Source organism: Flavihumibacter petaseus NBRC 106054, assembly GCF_000974785.1.
GTDB classification, from domain to species: domain Bacteria; phylum Bacteroidota; class Bacteroidia; order Chitinophagales; family Chitinophagaceae; genus Flavihumibacter; species Flavihumibacter petaseus.
The window spans coordinates 359,129-383,968 of sequence record NZ_BBWV01000003.1; the positions used below are offsets into that span (position 1 = coordinate 359,129).

At 48.8% G+C, this 24,840-nt stretch carries 22 protein-coding genes; 13 read left to right on the forward strand and 9 right to left on the reverse strand.

What is annotated here, in order from left to right; all coding sequences use genetic code 11:
* Window positions 1-30: 30 nt before the first annotated feature.
* A complete protein-coding gene (locus FPE01S_RS16920; RefSeq protein WP_169749186.1) occupies window positions 31-534 on the forward strand; it encodes a SixA phosphatase family protein in 504 nt (167 codons plus the stop codon).
* Window positions 535-540: 6 nt separating this feature from the next.
* Here FPE01S_RS16920 and FPE01S_RS16925 read toward each other — a convergent pair whose 3' ends face one another.
* Entirely contained in the window at window positions 541-1,926 is a 1,386-nt protein-coding gene (locus tag FPE01S_RS16925; protein WP_046370226.1) for a dihydrolipoamide acetyltransferase family protein, read from the reverse strand.
* Between the two features lie 55 nt (window positions 1,927-1,981).
* Window positions 1,982-3,253, reverse strand: coding sequence for a CinA family nicotinamide mononucleotide deamidase-related protein (locus FPE01S_RS16930; RefSeq protein ID WP_083990306.1), 1,272 nt, complete (start codon window positions 3,251-3,253; stop codon window positions 1,982-1,984).
* A gap of 50 nt (window positions 3,254-3,303) precedes the next feature.
* Between FPE01S_RS16930 and dacB the strand changes: the two genes are divergently transcribed.
* Entirely contained in the window at window positions 3,304-4,698 is a 1,395-nt protein-coding gene (gene dacB / locus FPE01S_RS16935) for a D-alanyl-D-alanine carboxypeptidase/D-alanyl-D-alanine endopeptidase (RefSeq protein ID WP_046370227.1), read from the forward strand.
* Here dacB and FPE01S_RS16940 read toward each other — a convergent pair.
* Window positions 4,686-5,096, reverse strand: a complete 411-nt coding sequence (locus tag FPE01S_RS16940; RefSeq protein WP_046370228.1) for an acyl-CoA thioesterase — start codon at window positions 5,094-5,096, stop codon at window positions 4,686-4,688. The genes dacB and FPE01S_RS16940 overlap by 13 nt on opposite strands.
* 18 nt (window positions 5,097-5,114) lie before the next feature.
* Complete coding sequence (locus FPE01S_RS16945) at window positions 5,115-5,522, reverse strand: DoxX family protein (RefSeq protein WP_046370229.1); 408 nt, start codon at window positions 5,520-5,522, stop codon at window positions 5,115-5,117.
* 153 nt (window positions 5,523-5,675) lie between these two features.
* Here FPE01S_RS16945 and FPE01S_RS16950 point away from each other — a divergent pair, with 153 nt between their 5' ends.
* From FPE01S_RS16950 to FPE01S_RS16965, 4 genes are read left to right on the forward strand one after another with little or no spacing between them, the layout of a single operon-like run.
* Window positions 5,676-8,705 carry a tetratricopeptide repeat protein gene (locus FPE01S_RS16950; protein WP_157474072.1) on the forward strand — a complete coding sequence of 1,010 codons (3,030 nt, stop codon included), beginning with the start codon at window positions 5,676-5,678 and terminating at the stop codon, window positions 8,703-8,705.
* Window positions 8,706-8,727: 22 nt separating this feature from the next.
* The gene (locus FPE01S_RS16955) at window positions 8,728-10,365 is read left to right on the forward strand and encodes a TonB-dependent receptor (protein WP_046370230.1); all 1,638 of its coding nucleotides are present in this window, start codon (window positions 8,728-8,730) and stop codon (window positions 10,363-10,365) included.
* A gap of 17 nt (window positions 10,366-10,382) precedes the next feature.
* Window positions 10,383-11,015: a hypothetical protein gene (locus FPE01S_RS16960; protein WP_046370231.1), complete on the forward strand. Its 633-nt coding sequence runs from the start codon at window positions 10,383-10,385 to the stop codon at window positions 11,013-11,015.
* 16 nt (window positions 11,016-11,031) lie between these two features.
* Window positions 11,032-11,925, forward strand: a complete 894-nt coding sequence (locus FPE01S_RS16965) for a class I SAM-dependent methyltransferase (RefSeq protein WP_046370232.1) — start codon at window positions 11,032-11,034, stop codon at window positions 11,923-11,925.
* A 3-nt stretch (window positions 11,926-11,928) separates the two neighbouring features.
* Here the strand turns inward: FPE01S_RS16965 and FPE01S_RS16970 are convergent, their stop codons facing one another.
* On the reverse strand, window positions 11,929-12,780 hold the full coding sequence (locus tag FPE01S_RS16970; RefSeq protein WP_046370233.1) for a glutaminyl-peptide cyclotransferase: 852 nt from the start codon (window positions 12,778-12,780) through the stop codon (window positions 11,929-11,931).
* 275 nt (window positions 12,781-13,055) lie between these two features.
* Between FPE01S_RS16970 and FPE01S_RS25030 the strand changes: the two genes are divergently transcribed.
* Window positions 13,056-14,195 (forward strand): M43 family zinc metalloprotease, encoded by a 1,140-nt coding sequence (locus FPE01S_RS25030; protein ID WP_052955932.1) that lies wholly within the window; start codon window positions 13,056-13,058, stop codon window positions 14,193-14,195.
* Between the two features lie 69 nt (window positions 14,196-14,264).
* Here the strand turns inward: FPE01S_RS25030 and lpdA are convergent, their stop codons facing one another.
* Both lpdA and FPE01S_RS16985 read right to left on the reverse strand, forming a co-directional pair.
* Complete coding sequence (gene lpdA, locus FPE01S_RS16980; RefSeq protein ID WP_046370234.1) at window positions 14,265-15,668, reverse strand: dihydrolipoyl dehydrogenase; 1,404 nt, start codon at window positions 15,666-15,668, stop codon at window positions 14,265-14,267.
* Window positions 15,669-15,745: 77 nt separating this feature from the next.
* Window positions 15,746-17,413 carry a DEAD/DEAH box helicase gene (locus FPE01S_RS16985; protein ID WP_046370684.1) on the reverse strand — a complete coding sequence of 556 codons (1,668 nt, stop codon included), beginning with the start codon at window positions 17,411-17,413 and terminating at the stop codon, window positions 15,746-15,748.
* 60 nt (window positions 17,414-17,473) lie between these two features.
* On the opposite strand from FPE01S_RS16985, the gene bshB1 reads away from it, so the two are divergent.
* The 4 genes from bshB1 to FPE01S_RS17005 all read left to right on the forward strand — a co-directional run bounded on the left by bshB1 (window position 17,474) and on the right by FPE01S_RS17005 (window position 21,290).
* Entirely contained in the window at window positions 17,474-18,211 is a 738-nt protein-coding gene (bshB1, locus tag FPE01S_RS16990) for a bacillithiol biosynthesis deacetylase BshB1 (RefSeq protein WP_046370235.1), read from the forward strand.
* 82 nt (window positions 18,212-18,293) lie between these two features.
* Complete coding sequence (locus FPE01S_RS16995; protein ID WP_046370236.1) at window positions 18,294-19,361, forward strand: fatty acid desaturase family protein; 1,068 nt, start codon at window positions 18,294-18,296, stop codon at window positions 19,359-19,361.
* A 16-nt stretch (window positions 19,362-19,377) separates the two neighbouring features.
* Entirely contained in the window at window positions 19,378-20,250 is an 873-nt protein-coding gene (locus FPE01S_RS17000; RefSeq protein ID WP_046370237.1) for a carbon-nitrogen hydrolase, read from the forward strand.
* Window positions 20,247-21,290 (forward strand): agmatine deiminase family protein, encoded by a 1,044-nt coding sequence (locus FPE01S_RS17005; protein ID WP_046370238.1) that lies wholly within the window; start codon window positions 20,247-20,249, stop codon window positions 21,288-21,290. The genes FPE01S_RS17000 and FPE01S_RS17005 overlap by 4 nt, the downstream gene beginning before the upstream one ends.
* Before the next feature lies 1 nt (window position 21,291).
* On the opposite strand, the gene FPE01S_RS17010 is transcribed toward FPE01S_RS17005, so the two are convergent.
* Window positions 21,292-21,888, reverse strand: a complete 597-nt coding sequence (locus FPE01S_RS17010) for a methyltransferase domain-containing protein (RefSeq protein WP_046370239.1) — start codon at window positions 21,886-21,888, stop codon at window positions 21,292-21,294.
* A gap of 153 nt (window positions 21,889-22,041) precedes the next feature.
* Between FPE01S_RS17010 and FPE01S_RS17015 the strand changes: the two genes are divergently transcribed.
* Entirely contained in the window at window positions 22,042-23,196 is a 1,155-nt protein-coding gene (locus tag FPE01S_RS17015) for an acyl-CoA dehydrogenase (RefSeq protein ID WP_046370240.1), read from the forward strand.
* 349 nt (window positions 23,197-23,545) lie between these two features.
* On the opposite strand, the gene FPE01S_RS17020 is transcribed toward FPE01S_RS17015, so the two are convergent.
* Entirely contained in the window at window positions 23,546-24,160 is a 615-nt protein-coding gene (locus tag FPE01S_RS17020; RefSeq protein WP_046370241.1) for a trimeric intracellular cation channel family protein, read from the reverse strand.
* A 29-nt stretch (window positions 24,161-24,189) separates the two neighbouring features.
* Here FPE01S_RS17020 and FPE01S_RS17025 point away from each other — a divergent pair, with 29 nt between their 5' ends.
* The gene (locus FPE01S_RS17025; protein ID WP_046370242.1) at window positions 24,190-24,840 is read left to right on the forward strand and encodes a YggS family pyridoxal phosphate-dependent enzyme; all 651 of its coding nucleotides are present in this window, start codon (window positions 24,190-24,192) and stop codon (window positions 24,838-24,840) included.

Below are 24,840 nucleotides of genomic sequence, written 5' to 3' on the forward strand. Positions count from 1 at the left end.
AATTTACTGAAATTGTATAAAACCTTTCGTATGCTTAGCCGGTTGGTTGTATTTGCACTCGTCGTTATGATAACGGGCTGCACGCACAAATATTATATTGTTCGCCACGGGGAGAAGGCTGTAACGCAAAATGCTGATGCTCAGACGGCAAAAGATCCGGCTTTGAGCGAGGCGGGTACAGACCGGGCGATGGCATTGCTCGGGCGCCTGAAAGATGAGCGGATCGGCCAGGTTTTCAGCACGCGAACCATACGAACCAAGGCTACTGCGCAACCCGTTGCTACCAATTTCGGTCTTCCCATCCAGGAATATGACAAGGTAGATACGGCTTTTCTCAACAAGATCAGATCCATTAAGGACAATGTGCTCATCGTAGGCCATAGCAACACCGTTGATGATATTGTAAATGGCCTCGTGCCCGGTGCAAAACTTACCGATTTGCCGGAAACTTCCTATGATAATCTCTTCATTGTAAAGCGAAGAGGAAAGCGCTTTCAGCTGATCCATCAGCACTACGGCGCACCTTCAGAGTAACAGGTTTCAGAACTGTTTTTCGGGATCGAACTGTTCCAGTTCACGGGCTACTGCCGACAGGAAGGTGGCACCAAGGCTGCCGTCAACGATCCGGTGGTCGTAGCTCATGCTGAGGTACATCATGTGCCGGATCGCTATGGAATCGCCCTGCGCTGTTTCAATCACCACAGGCCTTTTCTTGATCGCGCCCACGGCGAGAATGGCTACCTGGGGCTGATTAATGATAGGAGTGCCCATAAGGCTTCCGAAAGTTCCGACATTGGTAAGGGTAAAAGTTCCACCCTGGGTATCTTCCGGCTTCAGTTTATTGTTCCTGGCGCTATCTGCCAGGTTGTTCACCTGGCGGGCAAGTCCCACAAGATTGAGCTGGTCAGCGTTTTTAATCACCGGAACGATAAGGTTGCCGGTAGGCAGTGCAGTTGCCATACCGATATTGATATCTTTCTTAATAATGATCTGGTTACCGTCAAGGCTGCTGTTTACAAGGGGGTATTTCTTGATGCAGCGTACAATGGCTTCAATGAAGAGTGGGGTGAAAGTGATTTTGGTACCTTCCTGTTTGAAGAACTTGTCTTTCACACGGTCACGCCACAGCACGAGGTTGGTCACGTCTGCTTCTGAAAAACTGGTCACATGGGGACTCACGTGTTTGGACTTCACCATATGGTCAGCGATCAGCCGGCGCATTCTGTCCATTTCGATTATTTCAACGTTGCCGGTAGTGGCAGTGCCAGTTACTGATGGGGCAGGTGTCAGACTGGTATCGGCTTTTTCAACCGGTGCAGGGGGGGGCGTAACGGCAGGGACGGTTGTTGCCGGTGTTGGCGCTGTAACAGGAGAGGGCAGACCTGATTTCCGGTTTTCCACGAATTGCAGGATATCTTTTTTGGTAACCCTGCCTTCATTGCCGGTTCCGGTAATATGCTCCAGTTCACTCATGGATACGCCTTCACTGTTCGCGATGTTCAGCACCAAAGGGCTATAAAACCGGTTACCATTTCCGGAGAGCGCAGCGGGTGCACCTGGGGAAGCGGGTAAAGCTGTTGTTGCAGACATATTGGACGATTCAGCTGGTTGGGTGTAGACAGGTGAAGGATCTTTGGCCGGTTGGGGCGATGTAACAGGGGAAGTACTGCCTGTGTTTTCCCCGACAGCAGTCCTGATCCTTGCGATGACAGCGCCTACAGGAACAACAGCATCCACGGAAAAAAGCTGCTCCTCGAGGATGCCTGCAGCAGTGCTGGGAACTTCGCTGTCCACCTTGTCTGTTGCAATTTCCAGAACGCTTTCTTCCAGTTTTACAACGTCTCCCGGATTCTTTAACCATTTCAGGATGGTCGCCTCCATGATGCTTTCTCCCATTTTCGGCATAACCAGGTCAACAATCGCCATAATGTCTTTTGATTTGTGGCCAAAGGTAAGGATTCAGGCCTAATGTTAATGACTGTTAGTTTTTTGGATGGAAAGACTGATCCAGCATGAATTTGCGCAGAAAATTAAGTGCATTGAAGGAAGCCAGCTCTATATTTCTCATCCGGTCAAAACGGAACTGGAACCGCATGGCCCTGACGCCGTTTTTATTCCCCGCTGCGATCCACACTGTTCCGACGGGCTTTTCTTCAGAGCCCCCTCCCGGACCCATAATGCCACTTGTTGCAATGGCATAATCACTTTTGAAGGAGGCCAGGGCACCTTTCACCATTTGCGTTACGGTAGCTTCACTTACTGCACCATCACTTTGAAGTGTCGCTTCAGGAACGCCCAGGAGGTCAGTTTTAACAGCATTGGCATAGCTGATCACGGAACCGTTGAAATATTGGCTGGAACCGGCCCGTGAAGTGATCAGGTGGGCAATATATCCACCGGTACAACTTTCTGCCGTAGCGAGTGTAGCGTTCCGCTCCAGCAATAACCGCGCGACGGCCGCTTCCATCGGTTCATCCCTGCTGGTAGCGACCACATCAGCCAGTTGTTCCTGCAAGGTTTCAAACAGGCTATCCATCTGCATGATCAGTTCTTCCCTGTTGAAACCAGTTGCGCTCAGGCGAAGCCGAACCATGCCGTAATGTGGCAGGTAGGCCAGTTTGACATGGGAGGGCAATGCATTTTCGAATGCGCTGATCCGGTCTGCCAGGAATGATTCGCCAATGCCGGCAGTGAGCATTGTCCGGTGCAGGATCAATGGAAGTTTGTACCGGCCGACCAGTTCCGGAATGACGCTATCTTTCATCATGCCTTTCATTTCGAATGGAACGCCCGGCATGCTGACAAGGATCCGACCGTTCTTTTCGAACCACATTCCCGGTGCGGTGCCATTCGCATTATGAATCACCGTGCAGGTATCCGGAACTTCTGCCTGTTTTTCATTCCGTGGAATCATCGGTCGTTTGTAGACTTTATCAAACAGGTAGCGCACATGCTCCAACACCTTTTGGTTCAACACCAGTTTTCCTCCGAAATATTCATTGAGCAGGGGTTTTGTGATGTCGTCTGCTGTTGGACCCAATCCACCGGTCACCAGTACTATATGGCTTCCGGCCATCTCCTGATCGATTGCATTCCAGATGGCCTGCCAATCGTCACCCACGGCGACACGGCGGCTAACGGAAATGCCTACCTGATTCAGCTCCTGCGCCATCCAGGCGCTATTGGTATCTACAACCTGCCCGATAAGCAATTCATCTCCGATGGTAATAATACTGCTGGTAATGATTTCCATAAATATCCGTGAAGTACTAAAGGTAATCGCAAATGAATTATATTTCACAGATGAAGCTTTTATGCGCGTACATCTTGTTGCTGGTGTTCACAAGTCTGACATTAACAGGAGCTGCTCAGACGGGGATGCCTGCCGGCTGGCAAAAGGCCATTGATGTTTTTTCACACGATACGGCATTGCGTTATGCCGGCTGGTCAGTTGTAGTGGCAGATGCGAATACCGGAAAAATTTTAACAGAAAGGCAGGGTGATCTTGGTCTGCCTGCAGCAAGCACCCAAAAGATCTTTACGAGTATTGCTGCGTATGCTTTGCTGGGCAGGCAATATCAGTTTGAAACGAAATGGGGTTATACAGGAAATATCAGGGATGGTGTGTTGTCGGGTGATCTTGTGCTGATGCCTTCCGGTGATCCTTCTTTCGGCAGCTGGCGTTACGCAGGCAGCAGGCCTGAGGTGATACTGGACAGCCTTGTTGCAGCCGTTAAGAAAGCGGGGATCGTGCGGGTCACCGGGAAGCTGCGCATAATGCATATCCGGTGGGAGAATTCCATTCCCGATGGTTGGATCTGGCAGGATATCGGCAATTATTACGGCGCCGGTGCATATGCCCTCAACTGGCGGGAGAATCAATTCGACCTGGTATTTGAATCTCCGGATAAAATTGGAGAACAAACAAAAGTCATCAGTACCAGGCCGGCATTCCTGGAGGGATTCGGAGTCAGGAATGAAGTATTGTCGGGTGCAGCAGGGTCCGGTGATAATTCAATAATCTATCTCGCACCAGGGGCAGATTCCGGTTGGGTATCCGGTACCATTCCGGTTCGCGAGAAAGGGTTTGAAGTTTCCGGTTCATTGCCTGATCCGGAAAGGCAGTTTCTTGCCGAGCTACGGCAACAGCTGAACAGGAACGGCGTTCCTGTATTGCAGGAGGGGGGTCCTGCATCGGACCAGCAAACAACACTATGGACGTATAGAAGTCCGCCGCTGGACAGCCTCAATTACTGGTTTCTCCGGAAGAGCATCAACCTGTATGGTGAAGCATTGCTGAAGGCTATCGCCGGGAAAGCAGGACATACAGCATCGACTGCATCGGGAGTGGAGGTACTCAGAAATTTCTGGCAGCAACAGGGTATCGATCAGCATGCCATCATGGTGATCGATGGCAGCGGCCTTTCTCCCCAAAACAGGATCACGTGCCGCAGCCTGGTGAGTGCCTTGCTTTATGCTGCTAAGCAACCCTGGTTTCCGGGTTTCTATGCGTCGATGCCCGTGTATAACGGCATGCGGTTGAAAAGCGGATCCATCAGCGGATCGAGGGCTTTTGCCGGATATCACCGTTCGGCTAACGGCAGGGAATATGTGTTGGCGGTGGTTGCCAACAATTATTCCTGCAGTTCTTCGCAGATCGTCAGGAAAATGTTTGAATTGCTGGATCAGCTGAAGTAAGGTGCGATTTTTTCCAGCAGGGCGGGCGGCATACCCGTCTTTTCGCGGGTGCCGGCAAGGATAAAATACAGCACTACCCGCCCGATCGTGAGAAGCTTTCCGGTTTCATTGAACACTTCGTGGTGGTATTCAATGCGATGGTCTGTGGGAAGTTCCTTCAGCGTGGTGCGAATGGTCAGCAGGTCGTCATAATGCGCAGGCCGAAGAAATTTGGTATGCAGTTCAACCAATGGCATCAGGATCCCCATGGCTTCAATGTCTTTGTAGGAAAGGCCTAGGGCGCGGATGCCTTCGACCCGAGCTACTTCAAAATACTGCGCGTAGTTGCCGTGGTAGACGACATTCATCTGGTCTGTTTCCGCGTAGCGGACCCTGACTGTTGTTTCCGTTACATACATACTTCCGGTATTGAGCGTTTATCTTCCTGTCATCCTGTCGATGCTGGCACGACCGGGTCCGCAAAGGAGAATTGCAGTAAATGCAGTGAGATAGAGTGCGGCCATTTCCCCCTGTTCAAAATTGTGGTTGTGTGCGATGAAAAATGCCACCAGCATGGCGATCACCAGGGGAATGGCGGCCAGGCGGGTGAACAGTCCCGCAATGATCAGGAGGGAGCAGAACACCTCGGCAAACAGTACCAGCAGCAAAGAGTTCCTTGTGCCGATATGGAGAGGGTCTCCGAATTTGTGCTGCAGGCTGGAAAACTTAACCAGTTTCTGAAAGCCATGGTTGGCCAGCATTAAACCTCCGGCGCAAATTCTGATCAAAAACATTGCGGTATCAAAAGCCCATTCCTGGTAGCTGGTGGAAAGCAGTTTTTTCATGCACAGATTTTTTTCAAAATTAGTACATGAATGCAAAGAATTGTTAATCATTTCAATTATCCACAGTTGTTTGGAACGTTATTTGGTAGCACAGAAAATAATTAAAAACTTTACTCCGTTTCAAAAGGACCTTTGAAAGTAAAATCAGCACCAGTGAACAGAGTCGTTTGTACGCTCATTTGTTTGGCTACCCTGCAAGGACTTCGCGCCCAGCAGACGGCCATTTTCACCGACCCGAAGCAGGGTTTCAAACTTGCCAAAGAATTTTATCAGCATGAGGAATACAGCCTGGCCTATCCGATCTTCAAAGAGCTGTACGCGCAGTTAAGGCCCGTTGACCGGACCAGTCACGCGCTTGACTATGCGGAGATCAGGTATTATACCCTGGTCTGCGGCCTGCGTGAAAATGAAAAGGGTGTTCTTGAAGAAGCCAATGAATTTGTAGCGCTGGATGACAACCAGAGCAGGGTAGAGCTGATGAGCTTTTATCTTGGTGAGTATTATTTCCGTCACCAGAACTACTATGAAGCAGTCAGGTATTACGAGAAAACTTCGGTTGAGCATCTCAGCAATGAGGAGGTGGCTTCCCTGAAGTTTCACCAGGGATACAGTTATTTCAACCTGCAGCGTTTCGAACAGGCCAAACCGTTACTTGATGCGGTGCGCCAGACAAAAGGCAGCGCTGACTATGCAGCTGCAAACTATTATTACGGGTTTATAGCGTTCCGGGACAAGCAATACAGGGAAGCGCTGAACGCCTTTAAAGAAGTTGAAAATGATCCGGTTTACCGCGACGTGGTGCCCTATTATATTGCAACCATTTACTATATAACCGGGGATAAGGACAAGGCGTTGCAATATGCTGAGACAAACCAGAAGAAGGGGTCCGGATATTATCAACTGGAATTGCAGCGGTTGATCGGGCATGCCTGGTTTGAAAAAGGTGATGCTGCAAAAGCCCTTCCATACCTGGAGAATTATGCATCGAAATCTAAAACTCCACAGCGGCAGGATCTTTATGAGCTGGCCCACAGCTATTATCAGACAGGAAATTATACTAAGGCGATCGCCGGTTTCAAGCAACTGAGCGGAAAAGAAGATTCTCTCGCACAGAATGCCATGTACCTGCTGGGTGATGCTTATCTTAAAACAGGTCAGAAAGCAAATGCCCGGAATGCATTTTTGTTCTGTTCCATCAACAGCAGTAATCCTGCGCAACAGGAGGTATCGAAGTTCAATTACGGGAAACTTTCCTACGAACTGGGGTTTACTGATATTGCCCTGACGGAATTGCAACAGTACCTGGAAAAGTATCCGAACGGAGCAAATCAGGCAGAAGCAAGAGAATTGCTGATCGGTGTAATGGCCAGGACCAGCAATTACAAAGACGCGCTGGTGTTGCTGGATGGTATCAAAAATCCTTCTGAGCAGGCAAAGCAGTTCTTTCCGGCGATCCTGTATGGCCGGGCAACAGAGCTGGTGAATGATGGCAGGCTGCCGGAGGCCGATGCTTTGCTTGACCGGACGATTAAGGCTTCCTATAACCAGCAGGTTTTGCCACTTGCCTATTTCTGGAAAGGTGAGATTGCCTTCCGCAGCAACCGTTTTGATGATGCCATCCGGTATTACAGCGAATATCTCGCTGCCCCAAAAGTGAACAGTGAGGTAAATCCGGCGCATGCTCACTATAATTTAGGCTATGCCTATCTGAAGAAAGAACAATACCAGCAGGCAATGGGTGAATTTGAGAAGGTTGCCGGCAAACCAACACCAAGAACAGGATCTGTTGAACAGGATGCGTATGCACGTGTGGCGGATTGTTACTATATGCAGCGGAACTATCCGAAAGCAGGGTTTTATTATGACCAGATCATCCTGAATGCCTGGCCGGCCAGTGATTATGCCGGTTTCCAGAAAGCGATGATCGCAGGTATCAGCAAACCAGCTGAAAAGATAAGGTTGCTCCAGCAGCTTCAGAAGCAATATGGTCAGTCGTCATTGATTCCGGACGCCAATATGGAGATCGCGAACACTTACCTGGCAGATGAAAAATTCAGGGAGGCATTGCCTTTCCTGAACGCCATTGTGCGTGACCCCGGCAGTGGGGGATACAAGCCAAAAGCATACCTGAGTGCGGGTATTGCTTATTTTAATCTCGACAATAATGCGGAGGCATTAAAACAGTTCAATGAGCTGCTCCAGCTTTATCCGCATTCACCTGAAGCAGATGAGGCGCTGGACAATGCCCGCGCCATATACCTTGAGGAAGGAAAAAGCAGCGAGTATGTTGCTTTCTCCAAAAAAATGGGACGTGATATCTCCAGTGCGCAACAGGACTCCCTGGCATATGCGGAAGCGGAGTTGCAATTGAGCAATGGCAATTTCAATAATGCGTTGCAGCGCTATGATGCTTATTTGTCAAAGTACCCGGAAGGCCGTTATGCAGTGGAGGCAAATTATTACAAGGCCGAGATTTATATGAGCCGGAAGGACTGGACAAATGCCGCTGCAGGTTATGAGGCAGTTGCAGCCCGGGTACCCAACAAATTTGGAGAGAAGTCATTGTTGCAGGCAGCAAGACTCAACTTTTTTGATCTGAAGAATTATGACAAGTCCGCTGAACTGTACAGCCGTTTGAAAGAGTTCTCAACGACCGAGGAAAATAAACTCGAGGCAATGCGCGGGTTGTTGCGTAGCCAGTACCAGCTGAACAAATGGGCTGACGCGACGCCGAATGCGAAGGAGCTGATGGATGCGAAAGGTGCGGGCGTTGATGACAAACTACTGGCCAATATGGTACTTGCGAGAGCAGCCCAGGATGCTGGTCAATACGATCTTGCCATCAGTTATTTCAAAGCAGCCGCAGGAACGAGCAAAGGGGAAATGAGTGCAGAAGCGCGGTATGGAATCGCCTGGTGCCTGTTCCAGCAGGGGAAATTCAAGGAGGCAGAAAAAAGCGCATTTGAGGTCGTTAATAAGAATGGTTCTTACGAATTATGGGTTACCCGATCTTACCTGTTACTGGGTGACATCTACATGAAACAGGGTGACCTGTTTAATGCCAAAGCTACCTACCAGAGCGTACTGGAGAATTCAGACATTGCTGAAATCAAGGAGGAAGCGCAGCGAAAGCTGAATGAGGTAAGTACTGCGGAAAAACAACAAGCCGGAACAAAAAACTGAACCAACCCACGAACTGGAATTCATGCGTACATCAAGATATATACCTGTTTTAGTTGCCGGACTGCTGGCGGTGCAAGCATTGACCGCCCAGGATTCGACAAAGAAGAAAGCAATTGAGATCACCTCTACTTTTAAACCCGTTCTGCGGGAAGCAGTCAAACAGCAGTTTGCTGCTTCGCTTCCTTCACCGGATTCCATCAGGCCGAATCTGCAGTACAAGATTCCGGAACAGCATGTAACCATTCCTTTTTTACCGGGCACCCTGAGTCCTGTTGCCCTGCAGGTGGATTCTGTATTGCCCTGGCAGAACAGCCAGTACCTGAAAGTCGGGATCGGCAATGTTCACCTGCCTTATATCCAGGGAGCGTTCTCTCTCGGAGATGCGAGAAATAATGTAGGTATATATGCTGAACTGTACCGCGCAAAAGGAAGGCTGGATTTTCAGAAAAACAATCTTGCTGATGTTCAGCTTCGCGGAAATATCGGGCTGGGTGAAAAGCATGAATTGAATGTTAAGGTTGGCTTTAAGGGACAGGATTATTTTTTCTATGGGTTTAGTCCCGATACCCTGAAATTCACCAAGTCTGAACTGAAACAGACTTTTCAGACGGTTGACGGGGTATTTACATTAAGAAATACAGCGCCTACCGCATATGGCCTGAGTTATCAGCCAAGTGTTGCCATCAGTTCTTTTTCCGGAAAGAACTACTGGCAGAAAGGAACAGAAAACAATGTCGTGGTGAGATTGCCATTGCAGAAGACTTTTGGTAAAAGTTTCGGCTTTAACCTTGGTGTTACGGCGGACATTACCAGGTATTCTCCGCCCGGAAAACAGGACGTGAAGAACAATCTCTTTCTCGTGGATCCGGCATTACTCCTGAAGACACCGAATGTATTTCTCCAGGTGGGAATACTGCCATCATGGGACAATAAGATTTTCCACCTGCTGCCCAATATCATGGCTGAGTTCATCACCAATGACCAGCGCTTTACCCTGCAGGCCGGATGGATTGGCTACTTTAACCGGGGCAGTTATCAGCGATTTGCAGGCATCAATCCCTGGATCTATCAGCCGGATACACTCATGAACACCAGGGTTACGGAGTTTTATGCAGGTTTCAAAGGGTCCCTGGCCAATCATTTCACCTACAGTGCCAAAGTGGCCTTTGCGAAGCATTTCAACGAGAATCTGTTTGTGAATGACCAGGTGGATGGCAAAACATTTCAGACTGTATATTCTCCGGAAATCACGATGCTTCAACTACACGGGGAAATCGGCTATATGCTGGGTGAAGCCTTCAATTTTAAAGCCGGCATCACCTATACCAATTTCACCAGGGTGGAAGGCCAGACCCGGGCCTGGGGATTGCTTCCCATGGAAATCAATGGAAACCTGCGCTGGAGGATCATGAAAGACCTGTTCCTGAAAGCTGACCTATATGCATGGGATGGACCCGCTTACAGGACCAAAGACGGTGAAGCATTCAAAGGCGACAAGGCATTTGACCTGAATGCGGGTCTTGAATTCAAAGTGTTGCCGAACCTGGACCTATTCTTCCAGATGAATAATGTGTTCAACAATCGTTATCAGCGCTGGAACCAATATGAAGTGTATGGTTTCCAGGTGCTGGGCGGTGTGATTTTGCGGCTGCCCAAGTAAAACCCTACCTTCGCGGCATGGACATTCTCAACCAGTACCTGTTCCAGCACAGGAATATCAGTATTCCGGGAATGGGGACGCTCCATATGGACCGGGTGCCCGCACGGACGGATTTTGTCAACCGTCAGTTACTTCCTCCGGGATTTGCCTTTCGTTTTGACAAATATTTTGATGCCCCTGATAAGGAGTTCTTCGGATACCTGTCTTCCAAAATGCAATTGCCCGATTTTGAGGTAATTCGCTGGTACAATGAGTATGCTTATTCGCTGCGTGCCAAAATCCGGAATCATGAGGATGCGAGTTGGGAAGGGTTGGGGAAATTCTATGCTGATGATAATGGTGAGATCTATTTTGAGGCAGCTCCCCAGATAATTCCGGCAAACCGGCCAGTAGCAGCAGTGCGCGTGATCCGTGATAACATATCACACCAGCTCCTTGTGGGTGACCAGGAGCGGGTAACTTCAGAAATGCCTGAATTGCTGTCTTCCACCCATGTTGAAAGAGAATCCTGGTGGACCTATGCGATCATTATTGCTGCAGTTGCGCTGAGCATCTGCTTCTTCCAGTTTTTCCGCAATGGTATGCGGATATCGTCCATGGGGAACAGCCAAACAACGCCCGTAATTGAAATGCCTGCCACTAAACAATGATTTTCAGCGCCTGAACATGTCTGTTATACATCGAAATGCCTGCCCGGTTTGCGGGGCTTCTTCCATTCAACCCGTTCTGGAAGCCATCGACCGGTCTGTTTCACGAAAAGTTTTCAGTATCTGGGAATGTGGTGTTTGTTCCCTTCGGTTTACCCAGGATATTCCTGATCAGTTTACAATAGGCCAGTATTATCAGACTGAAAATTATATTTCCCATAGCGATACCCGTACGGGAGTCGTCAACCGCCTTTATCACCAGGTGCGGAAGATCACGTTGCAGTCCAAGCGCAAACTGATTGAAAGGGAATGCAGGCGGAAAACCGGTACTTTGCTGGACATTGGTGCGGGAACCGGAGCCTTTGCAAATGTGATGAAATCAGCCGGCTGGTCGGTAACGGGACTTGAGCCCGATCCCGGTGCCAGGGCAGTAGCGGAAGCAAACTATGGTATCAGGCTGGAGGTTCCCGATAAGCTGTATCAGCTGGAACCCGCCGGCTTTGACGCCATTACGCTTTGGCATGTGTTGGAGCACGTACATGACCTTCAGGCTTACATGGGGCGGTTCAAGACCCTCCTGAAACCCGGCGGACGCCTGTTTCTCGCATTACCGAACTGGCAGTCTGCTGATGCTGCACATTATGGCAGCGATTGGGCCGCATATGATGTTCCGCGACACCTTTACCATTTTTCGCCTGCAGCTGTTAAGCAATTACTGCAGCGGAATGGGTTTCGTTTGAACAGGATGCAGCCGATGTGGTTTGACCCATTTTATATCGCTATGCTCAGCGAAAAATACCAGCACGGTAAAACGAGATATTTTCCCGCAGCCTGGAACGGAATGATTTCGGACGTTGCTGCCTGGAAAAGTCCGGAGAAAGCCAGCTCCGTTATTTACATCTGCAGTTTGTAGGTGTTATTGGAATGAGATTTCAAATAGGTTCGGCCACAGTTTGCCCGTAACATATATTTTCCCTGTACCAGCGTCGAAGGCAATGCCATTCAGGACAGCTTCACCATCAGTATATTTCTGCTGGCGGGTGTTTTCTTTGGTATGATTGGAGAGCAAACCGCTGAGGTTTGCGATGCCTGCAACCTGTCCGTTTGCGGGATCAATTTTCAGAATATAATCACTCTGGTATTTATTGGCATAGATGAATCCATGGATAAATTCCAGTTCATTGATATTGTTGACAGGACCGTTGTTGTCGGTCACACTGACGATTCTCCGGGTGCTGAAATCAGTTGGATTGAGAAAATAGAGGTTACTGCTGCCGTCTGAAACAATCAGGTTGGTGCTGTCATTGGTAATTCCCCAGCCTTCAGTTTTTAACGGGAATTCCTGAATCCGTTTCAGGGTTTTCGCATCATATACAAAGCCTTTGCGACCTTTCCAGGTGAGCTGATACAGTTTACCATTGAGTATGGTAATGCCTTCACCGAAGTAAACACTGTCTAGCGGCACTTTCTGGGACACTTTACCGGTCGCCAGGTCTACCTTGCCGACCCAGGAATGATAGGGGTTGTATTCAGGGCTACCACCGGTAGATTCCATCAATTGGCCTTCGAAAACCAGTAAACCCTGGGTATAGGATAAAGTATCATGCGGGTATACTTTAGTGACGGTGTACTGAAGGCTGGCCGGAGCCGGGGCGCCACCGGTTTCCGTCGTGGAGGTTGCTGCAGAATCAGTGTTCCCGGTGTTATTGCAACCCGTCATCACGACGGCAACCAGTAAGCCGAATGAGATGGAAATGAGTGATTTCATGTGGTTCAATTGGGCCAAATGTACAATTTGCCACAAAAAATTATTGTTATAACGCTTTGAAATCTAAAGAAATTCGCCTTTTTTTACAGTCACTTACCGGATGAAAACTGCGCCGTCCAAATCCTTTCCCACCTGCCGATTTCCCGTCTAAGTTTATTGTTGACCGTTGATTGTGTTCCCTTTTATTGCAATATCCTTTGCAAGGCATAGCATTCTTTCGTACCCGGAAGAAACGATCCACGCTATGAATGACCGTCCACTTAAATCGACCTTTAATGCGACGGATCATTTTCTTATCACTTATCTGCCTGATCGGCCTGGCTCCTGCATTGCCGGCCCAGGAGAAAAGAAGTTCCATCACTATTCCTGTTGTAGTACACATCCTGTATTCGGATGCAACTTCCCGTGTTACGGAAGAACGGGTACACGATCAGATCGAAGCGCTGAACCGCGATTTTAATGCGGAGAATGTGGAGCTAGCCCAGCTGCCGGATTATTTCAAACAGGTTGCCGGAAATGCATCAATAAGCTTTCAGCTGGCCAAAACAGATCCGGGTGGAAATTCCACCAGCGGTATTGTTTACAAAGCAACCGGCATCGGGGTTTTCAGTACAGATAACCGGATCAAGTTCAGCAATAAAGGTGGAGACGATGCCTGGCCAAGAGATCATTACCTGAATATATGGGTTGGCAACCTCATCGGGGGTATATCCGGGTATACGAGTTCTCCTGATGATGCTGCCGAATTGGACGGCATCGTGCTGAACCGTTCGGTTTTCGGCAACGGTATCAATAACCCTGAACATAACATGGGCAGGATTGCGGTACATGAAGCAGGCCATTGGCTGGGACTTAAGCATATCTGGGGCGATTCTTATTGTGGTGATGATGGCATCGACGATACGCCAAAACAAAAGAGTTACCATCTTGGGTGTCCACAGGGGCAGATTTTTTCCTGTGAAGGAAATACTACCGGAGATATGTATATGAACTATATGGATCGCACCAACGACCATTGCATGAGTTTATTTACCCGGGGGCAGGTGGCGCGGATGCGTTCGCTGTTTGAACCTGGCCAGCTCCGCCATCCCCTGCTTTCGTCAGGAGGGCTGGTGAACGATGGGACGCCAATCGAACCGGGATGGCAGGCTGATAAAGTGCAGCCCGTGGTGGCTACTATCGGGATGAAAGCATATCCCGTTCCCGCAAACGATGTTTTGAAGATCACCATTACCGGAAAGGATCAGGCAGCGCTTAAAGATCTTACCATCTTCAACATGATGGGGCAGCCGGTAATGGTTGCTCAAATGAAAGGTGGAACTGCACAGCTCGATGTTTCCAGGTTGCAAAAGGGACAGTATGTAGTGAAGGGCGATCAGCCCGGTGTAAGGCCGCTGATTTTCACCAAACTATAGGGGTGCAGTTATACCAATAAAAAAAGCTGTACCGTTAAGGTACAGCTTTGTAGAAAAATCAATGTATCACTAGAGATGGATTGCTTCACCGTAGGCCACTTCGATAGCGTCTTTAACGCTTTCGCTGATAGTGGGGTGGGGATGAATGCTGTTCAGCACCTCATGGTAGGTAGTTTCAAGTTTGCGGCCAACGACAGTTTCAGCTATAATTTCCGTTACATTGTAGCCGATCATGTGAGTACCCAGCCACTCACCGTATTTGGCGTCAAAGATAACTTTCACGAAACCTTCAGTAGCGCCGGCAGCGGAGGCTTTGCCGGATGCGCTAAGCGGGAATTTTCCGACTTTGATTTCGTAACCGGCATCTTTTGCAGCTTTCTCTGTGAAACCGACTGACGCAATTTCCGGCGTACAGTAAGTACAGCCCGGAACGTTGTTGTAGTCGAGAGATTCCGGTTGATGTCCGTACTTCTTTTCAGCGTAGGCAATGTTCTCCACACAGATGATACCTTCTTTCGAAGCAACGTGGGCAAGGGCCTGGCCAGGTACGCAATCACCGATGGCATAAAATCCCGGAACACTGGTCTGATAGAACTTATCCACCACAATGCGTCCCTTATCAGTCTTAATACCGTTTTCTTCCAGTCCGATACCTTCGATATTGGCAGAAACACCAACAGCACTTAACAGGATATCTGCTTCCAGAACAACATCACCACTGGCAGTTTTCACTTTGGCTTTTACACCGTTTCCACTGGTATCAACACTTTCCACATTGGCATTGGTCATGATCTCAATACCCTGCTTCTTGTATTGTTTCTCCAGCTCTTTGGAGATGTCGTCATCTTCAACTGGTACAACGCGCGGCATGAATTCAACAACCGTCACTTTCGTACCCAGTGCGTTGTAGAAATAGGCAAATTCCACACCGATAGCACCACTGCCTACCACGATCATGCTTTTCGGCTGGGAAGGCAATGACATCGCTTCGCGATATCCAATCACTTTTTTGCCATCCTGTTTCAGGCTTGGCAGTTCGCGGCTGCGGCCGCCTGTAGCGATAATGATATGTTTGGCTTCAACAGTCTCTTTGCTGTTGTCTGCTTTTGTTACTTCAACTTTGCCTTTTCCCCTGATGGCACCAAAGCCCATGATCACATCGATCTTGTTCTTTTTCATCAGGAACTGGACACCCTTGCTCATTTTATCGGCTACACCACGGCTGCGTTTGATAACGGCTTCAAAGTTGGCAGAACCAGTTGCTTCCAGACCATAATTGCCTGCATGCTTGATATATTCCATCACCTGTGCACTTTTCAGTAGTGCCTTGGTGGGGATACAACCCCAGTTCAGACAAATTCCACCCAGGCTTTCTTTTTCAATGATAGCTGTTTTGAATCCCAGCTGTGATGCGCGGATAGCAGCTACATAGCCGCCAGGTCCACTGCCTATCACCAGAACATCGTATGCCATATTGTATTCAATTTAAATAATGATCGGTTCGAATAAGCGGGACGAAACTACGCTGCACCGCTGACATGACCAAACCCCTAGCGGTTAGCGTCATTCATCCTGATCTTCCTGCCTTTATAACTTTTACCGTCGATCGCTTTTATCATTTTGTTGGCTGAACCTTTCTCGATTTCGATCCAGCTGTTCATTTCTTTCATATCAATCCGTCCAAGTACTTCTTTCCGGAGATCGCTCATGTCGAGAATGAACTGGAGGAAGCTGGCTTTGTAGAAGCCGTCCTTTGTACCAAGGTTGACAAAAAGTTTGGTGAGGTTGCCAGAGGAGGGTGCGTCATACCTTCCGTTGCGCTGGTCCCTGACCCGACCCTGATCCCTGCCCAGGTCGCGGTCTCTTGTGGCGCCGCGTTGCTTTTTATCTTCCCGGATATTCAGGTCTTCAGCGTTGTCATAATATTTCAGGAAACGATCGAATTCTGCTGCCATTACTTTTTGCAGAATTTCTTCTTTGCTGACATCGGCAAACTTTTCTGTCAGCATGGGTACATAGGTTTCATAATTACCATGACTGATATCTGTCTGCAGCAGTTTGTCCATAAAGCTGAAAAACTGTTTGCGGCATACATCCTTGCCGGTAGGAATCTCAAGTTTGTTGAGGGTGGTCTGTGCAATCTTTTCGATCTGGCGGAGCCGGTACATTTCCCTGCTGTGAACAATAGACATACAGATACCGGTGTTTCCTGCCCGCCCGGTCCGGCCACTACGGTGTGTATATACTTCGATATCATCGGGCAGTTCATAGTTGATGACATGGGTGATGCCCGATACATCGATACCGCGGGCAGCAACATCAGTGGCGATGAGCAGTTGCAGAGTTTTGTTACGGAACTGTCCCATTACCCTGTCCCGTTGCACCTGTGTCAGATCGCCATGCAGTGCATCAATATCGTATCCTTCACGGGTGAGTTTTTCGGCAATTTCCTGTGCGTCGGCCTTGGTTTTAGTAAAGATGATACCATACATGCCGGGGTTGAAATCAATCAGGCGTTTCAGGGTTTCATACCGGTGCTGGGCGCTGGTCACATAATACTGGTGATCGATGTTTTTGTTTGTAGTATTCACCTTGCCTACCTGAACCTCTTTAGGGTCACGCATGTATTTTTTACTCACTTTCCTGATTTCAGGAGGCATGGTGGCGCTGAACAGCCAGGTGCTTTCGCGGTTGGGAGTGTTTCCGAGGATGAATTCAATGTCATCCTGGAAACCCATATTCAGCATTTCATCGGCTTCATCGAGCACGACATATTTAATCTGTTCCAGGTTTACGGCTTTCCGTTCGATGAGATCAATCAGGCGACCGGGGGTAGCCACCACGATCTGAACGCCGCGTTTGATATCGCGGATTTGTGCACTTATAGATGTTCCCCCATATACAGCAACCACCTGGATGCCGGTAAGGAATTTCTTGAACAATTCGATTTCCTTCACAATCTGCATACACAACTCCCGTGTAGGGCACACAATGAGTGCCTGTGGGGTTTTATTGGTAGCCTGGATCAGGTGGAGGAGGGGCAGCCCGAAAGCTGCAGTTTTACCGGTACCGGTTTGCGCCAGTCCGACTATATCGGTAGTTCCGTTTAACAGGATGGGGATCGCCTTCTCCTGAATTGGGGTGGGGTTAACAAAGCCCAGTGCTGTCGTCGCTTTAACCAATCGCTCATCAAGTCCCAGCTCTTCAAATGTTATCATATCTAAAATTTGCGCAAAGGTAGGATAATAAACCCAGTACATTTGCACCCAAACCATAGCATGAAACTGGATATACTGGCCATTGGCGTACATCCTGATGATGTAGAACTTGGCTGTTCTGGCACCATAATCAAGGAGATCAAAAGGGGTAAAAAGGCGGGTATACTTGATCTTACCCAGGGCGAGCTGGGAACGCGGGGAACGGTGGAGACCCGTTATACGGAAGCGGCCACTGCTGCGGCGATCATGGGTGTAACGGTGAGGGAAAACCTGAAAATGCGGGATGGGTTTTTTGCCAATGATGAGGCGCATCAGCTGCTACTGATCAGGGCCATCCGCAAATACCAGCCGGATATCATCCTGGCCAATTCACTGGATGACCGGCACCCGGATCATGGGCGGGCGGGTAAACTTATAGCCGATTCGGCTTTTCTTGCCGGCCTGGTAAAAATTGTGACGGAAGACGAAACCGGGCAGCCGCAGGAGCGTTGGCGGCCCAAATACATACTTCATTACATCCAGGATAAGCTGCATGAGCCCGACCTGATCATTGATATTTCGGAGGTTTTTGAACAGAAAATGCTGTCGGTAGAGGCTTATACCACCCAGTTCTACCAGTCAAATGGGGATAACGGCGGCCCGCAGACCTATATTTCCACCCCCGATTTCCGGGATAGTGTGGTAGCCAGGGCAAGGATGCTTGGTAAACGTATCGGTGTTAAATACGGGGAGGGGTATAATTCACAGAAATCATTAGGAATCAGCAGTTTGGATGCACTTATCCAGGTTGAAACCTGAATGTTAATTTCTGGGCAATGGCATCACGCGATGCGGGAATCCCTTAATTTTGCGTGTCGTAAAACTGAACCCATTATTTCTTATGGCCACACCTAAGTTTGCGCAAACTGCGCAATCCTTCCACACGGAGCTAAAAAAGAGAATCAGCCTTTATTTTGAAGAAAAAGGCGCTGCTATGACTGGTAACCTGACCTTGTACAGCAAGGCGGCCATCCTTCTCGTAGCTTTTATCGGCGTGTATGTTCACCTGGTATTCTTTACACCGGTCACCTGGCTGGCTGTTCTGGAATGTGTCCTCCTGGGTGGCATCGTGGCGGCCATCGGTTTCAATGTGATGCATGACGGCGCCCATGGCAGCTTCAGCAAGTACAAGTGGATCAACGGACTGGCGGCGTTTTCACTCAACGTGCTGGGTGGCAGCAGCTTTATGTGGAATGTAAAGCACAATGTGATCCACCATGCCTATACCAATGTTGACGGCGTGGATGATGATATTGATATTCAGCCCTGGATGCGCATGAGTTCCACCCAGAAGAAATATCGCCTGCACAAGTACCAGCACCTGTATTTCTGGTTCCTGTATTCACTGTTGTATATCATGTGGATCTTCGTGCTGGATTACACTAAATATTTTACCAGCAGGATTGGCAGCATGCCCCTGAAAAAAATGAAACTCTGGGACCATGTCAATTTCTGGTTCTTCAAGGTGCTGAACCTGTTCCTGTATGTGGGGTTGCCTATTTATATGCTGGGCTTTGTGGATTGGCTGATCGGTTTCGTGATCTTTACCACATTTGCAGGATTCGTATTGAGCATTGTGTTCCAGCTCGCACATACGGTTGAACATACTTCATTTCCGGTGCCTGACGAAAACAGCGGCCGTCTCGAAGACGAATGGGCTATCCATCAGTTAAAAACCACAGCCAACTTTGCTACCAATAACAAACTGGTCTGCTGGCTGGTCGGGGGGTTGAACTTTCAGATCGAGCATCACCTGTTTCCCAAAATCTCGCATGTGCATTATCCTGCCATCAGCAAGATTATCCGCAAAGCCTGTGAGGAATATGGCATTCCCTATATTGAGTATGCGAAGACGCGATATGCCATTGCCTCGCATGTATCCTTTCTGAAACAAATGGGCAGGGCCTGATTAAACCACGTCAAACATGTCAACTGTACGGGTGGGGCTGGTGCAGATGAGTTGCACGGCCTCCAAAGAAGATAATCTCCGGAAGGCGATCGCAAAAGTGCGTGAGGCAGCTGCTGCAGGTGCCCAGATCGTTTGCCTGCAGGAACTGTTTACCTCCCTGTATTTCTGTGATGTAGAGGATTATGACAATTTCAAGCTGGCGGAACCCATACCAGGTCCTTCGACGGAAAGTCTTGCTGGGGTGGCAAAGGAGCTTGGTGTAGTAATTATTGCGTCTCTCTTTGAAAAACGTACCCAGGGAATTTATCATAACACTACCGCGATACTGGATGCCGATGGCAGTTACCTGGGCAAGTATCGAAAGATGCATATTCCTGATGACCCTGCGTATTATGAGAAATTCTACTTTACGCCCGGGGATCTTGGTTATAAGGTGTTTAAAACCAAATTCGCCACTATCGGTGTGTTGATCTGCTGGGATCAATGGTATCCCGAAGCGTCACGGATAACTGCCCTGATGGGTGCCGAAATACTTTTCTATCCAACGGCTATCGGATGGGCAACATCGCAGGACGAAGCCACCAATACGGAGCAGTATAATGCGTGGCAAACCATTCAACGCAGCCATGCCGTTGCCAATGGCGTACATGTGGTGAGCGTTAACCGCGTTGGGCTTGAGCAGGACGGCGCTATGCAGTTCTGGGGCGGGTCATTTGTAGCCAACCCGTTTGGCAGCCTGCTGTATAAAGCGTCACATGACGAGGAAGAAGTGAAAGTACTGGAACTTGATCTGAATAAGACTGACCGTTACCGGACCCACTGGCCGTTTCTTCGTGACCGCAGGATCGACTCCTATCAGCCCATTACCAAAAGATACATTGACGAATGAGTACGCCCAAAGCTGCCGGCTATTATTTTCCGGCAGAATTTGCACCGCATGATGCTACCTGGCTGAGCTGGCCACACAAAGAAGCATCATGGCCCGGCAAAATACAGACCATTTACCCCTATTATGCTCAATTCATTGCTGTACTGGCAGCCAGTGAACGGGTATGCATCAATGTAGCAGATCAGCACATGGAACAGGTGGCGAAGACCTTTCTTCGTGCCGCTGGTGCTGATTTGTCGAGGGTTTCTTTTTTTTATCATCCGACGAATGATGCCTGGTGCCGTGATCACGGTCCGGCTTTTCTGATCAATCCGACAGCTGCAGTTCCCAAAGTAGTGGTTGACTGGGGATACAATGCCTGGGGTGGAAAATATCCTCCGTTTGACCTGGACGATGTGATTCCTACCCTGATCGCCAACCATTACGGATATCCTGTTTATAACCCGGGAATCGTGATGGAGGGAGGATCTGTAGAATTCAATGGTGCAGGTACAGTACTGACCTCTACAGCCTGCCTGCTGAATCCCAACAGGAATCCCCACCTGAGCCAACGGGAGATCGAACAGTTCCTTTTCGACTATTATGGCATGGAGCAGGTACTCTGGATTGATGAAGGAATCGTGGGCGATGATACCGATGGACATATTGACGATACCGTCCGGTTTGTTAATGAAGACACCGTGCTTACTGTAATTGAACCGGATAAGCAGGATGAAAATCATGAACTGCTTGAAATCAATCTTCGGCAACTGAAGAAGATGCGGCTGCTGAATGGTAAACAGCTCAACATTGTTGAGCTTCCGATGCCGGATGCTGTTGTTTATGAGGATCAGCGGTTACCTGCTTCCTACGCCAATTTTTACATTGCCAATAACGCTGTGATCGTTCCTACTTTCCGAAGTGCCAAAGATGACAGGGCGCTGTCAATCATCCAGGGTTGTTTTCCCGACCGTAAGGTGGTGGGCATCGATTCCACTGAAATCATCTGGGGACTGGGGTCATTTCATTGCCTTAGCCAGCAGGAGCCCAGTGTAATGTAGATTAAGCCTTACTGGTCAGCCGGATAAACAACTCGTTACCCTGCCGCGGCAGAATGGAATTGAAACAGGGTGCCATAGTCAGGATTTTGAACGCCGGGCAGAAGAGCTCTTCGTATGCTGCCTGATTACCTCCAAAAGGCGGGCCTTCAGCTTCGAATTCACAATTAAAAAGAACTCCTGCCAATTTGCCTCCGGGCGGGAGCAGAGAAGCCATTTTGCGCACATAATCAGGCCGTAATTGCGGGTTGAGCGCACAGAAAAATGTCTGCTCAACTACCAGGTCATATTGGCCGGTCAGTGAGAAAAAGTCATCATTGATCACCGTAAGAGAATTACCCAAATATTGCTTCAGCCTGGATCTGACGGCATTCACGGCCAATTCAGAGATGTCCACCACCGTTACATTTTCAAATCCCCGTTCAAGAAAGTATCCGGCTTCATAGGCGTTGCCGCAGCCTGGAATGAGGATCCGGAGAGATTTATCAGTAAGCTGGTCGATGTACGACTGAATAGGGCCGGAGACCGTTCCGAGATCCCATTTGGTTTCGTTATTGCGGTACAGGCCATCCCAGAAAGATTTGTCCAGAACAGTATCCATACTTTGTATTTTACACAAACTAGCCAGAAATAACTGAATTGCAACAGTTGATTATGAGATAGTTACGAATGCAACCAATTAATCGGCGAAATTTTGCTAACAATTGTTAGTGTGGTTATAAATCTATTATTTTTGCCCACTCAATCCTTTACCATGCAGTTCCAATTGAATGAAGAACAACTCATGATCCAGCGTGCGGCCCGTGATTTTGCACAGCAGCAGTGTTTGCCGGGGGTTATTGACCGGGATGAACATCAAAAATTTCCCCTGGAGCAGATCAGCCAGCTGGCAGATCTTGGATTTATGGGGATGATGGTGGACCCGTTATATGGAGGCAGCGGCCTGGATACGATGAGTTATGTACTGGCAATGGAGGAAATCAGCAAGGTGGACGCGAGTGTGAGTGTTTGTATGAGTGTGAACAACAGCCTGGTTTGCTGGGGGCTTGATCAATACGGGTCAGAAGCACAGAAACAGCAATACCTGGCACCGCTGGCCAGGGGCAAGAAAGATGGCCAGTTGTATATCGGAGCTTTTTTATTAAGCGAACCTGAAGCGGGAAGTGATGCAACCTCACAGCGGACTACAGCCGAAGATAAAGGCGATTATTACCTGCTGAATGGTATTAAAAACTGGATAACCAATGGTTCCAGTGCTTCCGTATACCTGGTGATCGCCCAGACTGACAGGAGCATGGGGTCACATGGTATCAATGTGTTCATCGTTGAAAAAAACTGGCCGGGGGTAACCGTTGGCGCCAAAGAGAATAAAATGGGAATACGCGGCAGCGATACACATAGTATTTCCTTCAATGACGTAAGGGTTCCTAAAGAAAACCGCATAGGAGAGGAGGGCTTCGGCTTTAAGTTCGCCATGAAAACACTGGCGGGTGGAAGGATAGGTATTGCCTCTCAGGCGCTGGGAATTGCCAGTGGCGCACTTGAATTGTCTTTGCAGTATGCGAAGCAAAGGAAGGCCTTCGGTAAGGAAATTATGAACCATCAGGCCATCCAGTTTAAGCTGGCGGATATGGCCACAAGAGTTGAGGCGGCCCGCTTGCTTTGCCTCAAAGCTGCATGGGAAAAAGATAACGGTATGGATTATACGCTGAGCAGTTCAATGGCAAAAGTATTTGCTTCAGAAGCTGCCATGTGGGTGTCTACCGAAGCTGTTCAGGTTCATGGAGGCTATGGTTATGTGAAAGAATACCACGTTGAGCGGCTGATGCGGGATGCTAAGATCACCCAGATTTATGAAGGTACGTCTGAAGTGCAACGCATCGTGATTGGTCGTGGTGTGTTGAAGTAGTTAGAGAAGTGAGGTTTGAGGTTTGGGGTTTGAGGTTTGAAGTTGGGTTTGTAGTTGATGCCGGAAATAAGCTATGAAGAAGCCGTGAAGAGGCCGTGAAGAAGCTGGAAAGATGCTGGAAACATGCTGGAAAGATGCTGGAAACATGCTGGAAAGATGCTGGAAAGATGCTGGAAAGATGCTGGAACTGTGCTGGAAATATACTGCAAACGTGCTGGGATTAAGCAGAAAACGTACTGGAAAAAATCCCCTTCGTCCTGAAGGGTTGAGTGATGGTTGCAATTACCCTCAAACCCCTACCTTCCCTAAAGTTTCGGCTGGCAAAGCAACCCCCAAACTCCAAACTTTCCTACTCCCACTCTTCGTGATACACAAAACGCGGCATCTGCCATTCATAGCGGATCGCCAGCAGGCGGAGCGCCAGACCTGCAAGGCAGGCAGTGATGGTGGCGACATGGCTGCTCACTTCAACATGTTCAAGTAACAGGTATACAGCGCCGGTAAGTATGGATGCGCTGGCATAAAGCTCCTTTCTGAACAGCAGCGGAATATCGTTACACAACACATCCCTTAACACGCCGCCTGCGCAGCCCGTGATCATACCACTGAGCAGCACGATTGTTACAGGCAATTGCATTTCCTGCGCCAGCCGGCATCCGATGATGGTAAAGACAACCAGGCCGATGGCATCCAGCAATAAAAAAATGAAACGCAGCTTTTTCATATATCCGGCGATGATACCAGCGAATATGGCACCTCCCGCGGTGATGTACAGGTACTCCGGATGCTCGACCCAACTCATCGGGTAGTGCCCAAGGATAATATTTCTGATGGTGCCACCGCCAAGGGCAGTAACCCAGGCGATAATGCAGACGCCAACCCAATCCATTTCCCTGCGGCCTGCAGAAATGGCGGCTGTCATAGCTTCAACTGTAATGGCGATGATGTAAAGGATATGCAACATGTTCTAAAGTTATGCTATAGCTTTGTTTCATGCCTATTGATCTTGAAGCCTACCATCTGATCCGCGAAGCCTGTAATAAAAACGACGCACAACTGGTTGCTGTGAGCAAAACCAAACCGGTTGAACTCATACAGGAACTTTTTGATGCCGGTCAGCGCGATTTTGGTGAGAACTATGTGCAGGAACTGGTTAGCAAACATGGGTTATTGTCACCGGATATACGGTGGCATTTTATCGGTCACCTGCAATCGAACAAGGTGAAGCTGATCGCACCATTTGTTTACCTGATTCATGGGATTGACAGTTTGCGTTTGCTGGAAGAAGTGAACAGGCAGGCGGCAAAACTGAGCAAAAAAATAAAATGCCTTTTGCAGGTGCACATAGCAGCCGAAGACACCAAATTTGGTATGGATGAAACGGAACTGTCAGCATGCCTGCAGCAGGTCAGGGAGCGGCCGGAAATGTTTGCGCATGTTGAGATCAGCGGCCTGATGGGAATGGCATCATTCAGTGATGATGAGTCGGTGGTGCGAAAAGAATTCCGTACCCTGAAAGAACTTTCGTTGCGATATCCTGCAGGCCCCATTTTGTCAATGGGCATGAGCGGCGACTACCGGCTCGCATTGGAAGAAGGAAGCAATATGTTGCGCATCGGCAGTATGCTCTTTGGTACCCGGTAG

Coding starts and splice junctions, on each gene's coding strand:
- FPE01S_RS16945 (WP_046370229.1), bottom strand. CDS start 5,522: ATGAAAAAACTGCTTTCCACCAGCTACCAGGAATGGGCTTTTGATACC.
- FPE01S_RS16960 (WP_046370231.1), top strand. CDS start 10,383: ATGGACATTCTCAACCAGTACCTGTTCCAGCACAGGAATATCAGTATT.
- FPE01S_RS16955 (WP_046370230.1), top strand. CDS start 8,728: ATGCGTACATCAAGATATATACCTGTTTTAGTTGCCGGACTGCTGGCG.
- FPE01S_RS16920 (WP_169749186.1), top strand. CDS start 31: ATGCTTAGCCGGTTGGTTGTATTTGCACTCGTCGTTATGATAACGGGC.
- lpdA (WP_046370234.1), bottom strand. CDS start 15,668: ATGGCATACGATGTTCTGGTGATAGGCAGTGGACCTGGCGGCTATGTA.
- FPE01S_RS16985 (WP_046370684.1), bottom strand. CDS start 17,413: ATGATAACATTTGAAGAGCTGGGACTTGATGAGCGATTGGTTAAAGCG.
- FPE01S_RS16995 (WP_046370236.1), top strand. CDS start 18,294: ATGGCCACACCTAAGTTTGCGCAAACTGCGCAATCCTTCCACACGGAG.
- dacB (WP_046370227.1), top strand. CDS start 3,304: ATGAAGCTTTTATGCGCGTACATCTTGTTGCTGGTGTTCACAAGTCTG.
- FPE01S_RS16965 (WP_046370232.1), top strand. CDS start 11,032: ATGTCTGTTATACATCGAAATGCCTGCCCGGTTTGCGGGGCTTCTTCC.
- FPE01S_RS17005 (WP_046370238.1), top strand. CDS start 20,247: ATGAGTACGCCCAAAGCTGCCGGCTATTATTTTCCGGCAGAATTTGCA.
- FPE01S_RS16970 (WP_046370233.1), bottom strand. CDS start 12,780: ATGAAATCACTCATTTCCATCTCATTCGGCTTACTGGTTGCCGTCGTG.
- FPE01S_RS25030 (WP_052955932.1), top strand. CDS start 13,056: ATGCGACGGATCATTTTCTTATCACTTATCTGCCTGATCGGCCTGGCT.
- FPE01S_RS16925 (WP_046370226.1), bottom strand. CDS start 1,926: ATGGCGATTGTTGACCTGGTTATGCCGAAAATGGGAGAAAGCATCATG.
- FPE01S_RS17000 (WP_046370237.1), top strand. CDS start 19,378: ATGTCAACTGTACGGGTGGGGCTGGTGCAGATGAGTTGCACGGCCTCC.
- FPE01S_RS17015 (WP_046370240.1), top strand. CDS start 22,042: ATGCAGTTCCAATTGAATGAAGAACAACTCATGATCCAGCGTGCGGCC.
- FPE01S_RS16930 (WP_083990306.1), bottom strand. CDS start 3,253: ATGGAAATCATTACCAGCAGTATTATTACCATCGGAGATGAATTGCTT.
- FPE01S_RS17010 (WP_046370239.1), bottom strand. CDS start 21,888: ATGGATACTGTTCTGGACAAATCTTTCTGGGATGGCCTGTACCGCAAT.
- FPE01S_RS16940 (WP_046370228.1), bottom strand. CDS start 5,096: ATGTATGTAACGGAAACAACAGTCAGGGTCCGCTACGCGGAAACAGAC.
- FPE01S_RS17020 (WP_046370241.1), bottom strand. CDS start 24,160: ATGTTGCATATCCTTTACATCATCGCCATTACAGTTGAAGCTATGACA.
- bshB1 (WP_046370235.1), top strand. CDS start 17,474: ATGAAACTGGATATACTGGCCATTGGCGTACATCCTGATGATGTAGAA.
- FPE01S_RS17025 (WP_046370242.1), top strand. CDS start 24,190: ATGCCTATTGATCTTGAAGCCTACCATCTGATCCGCGAAGCCTGTAAT.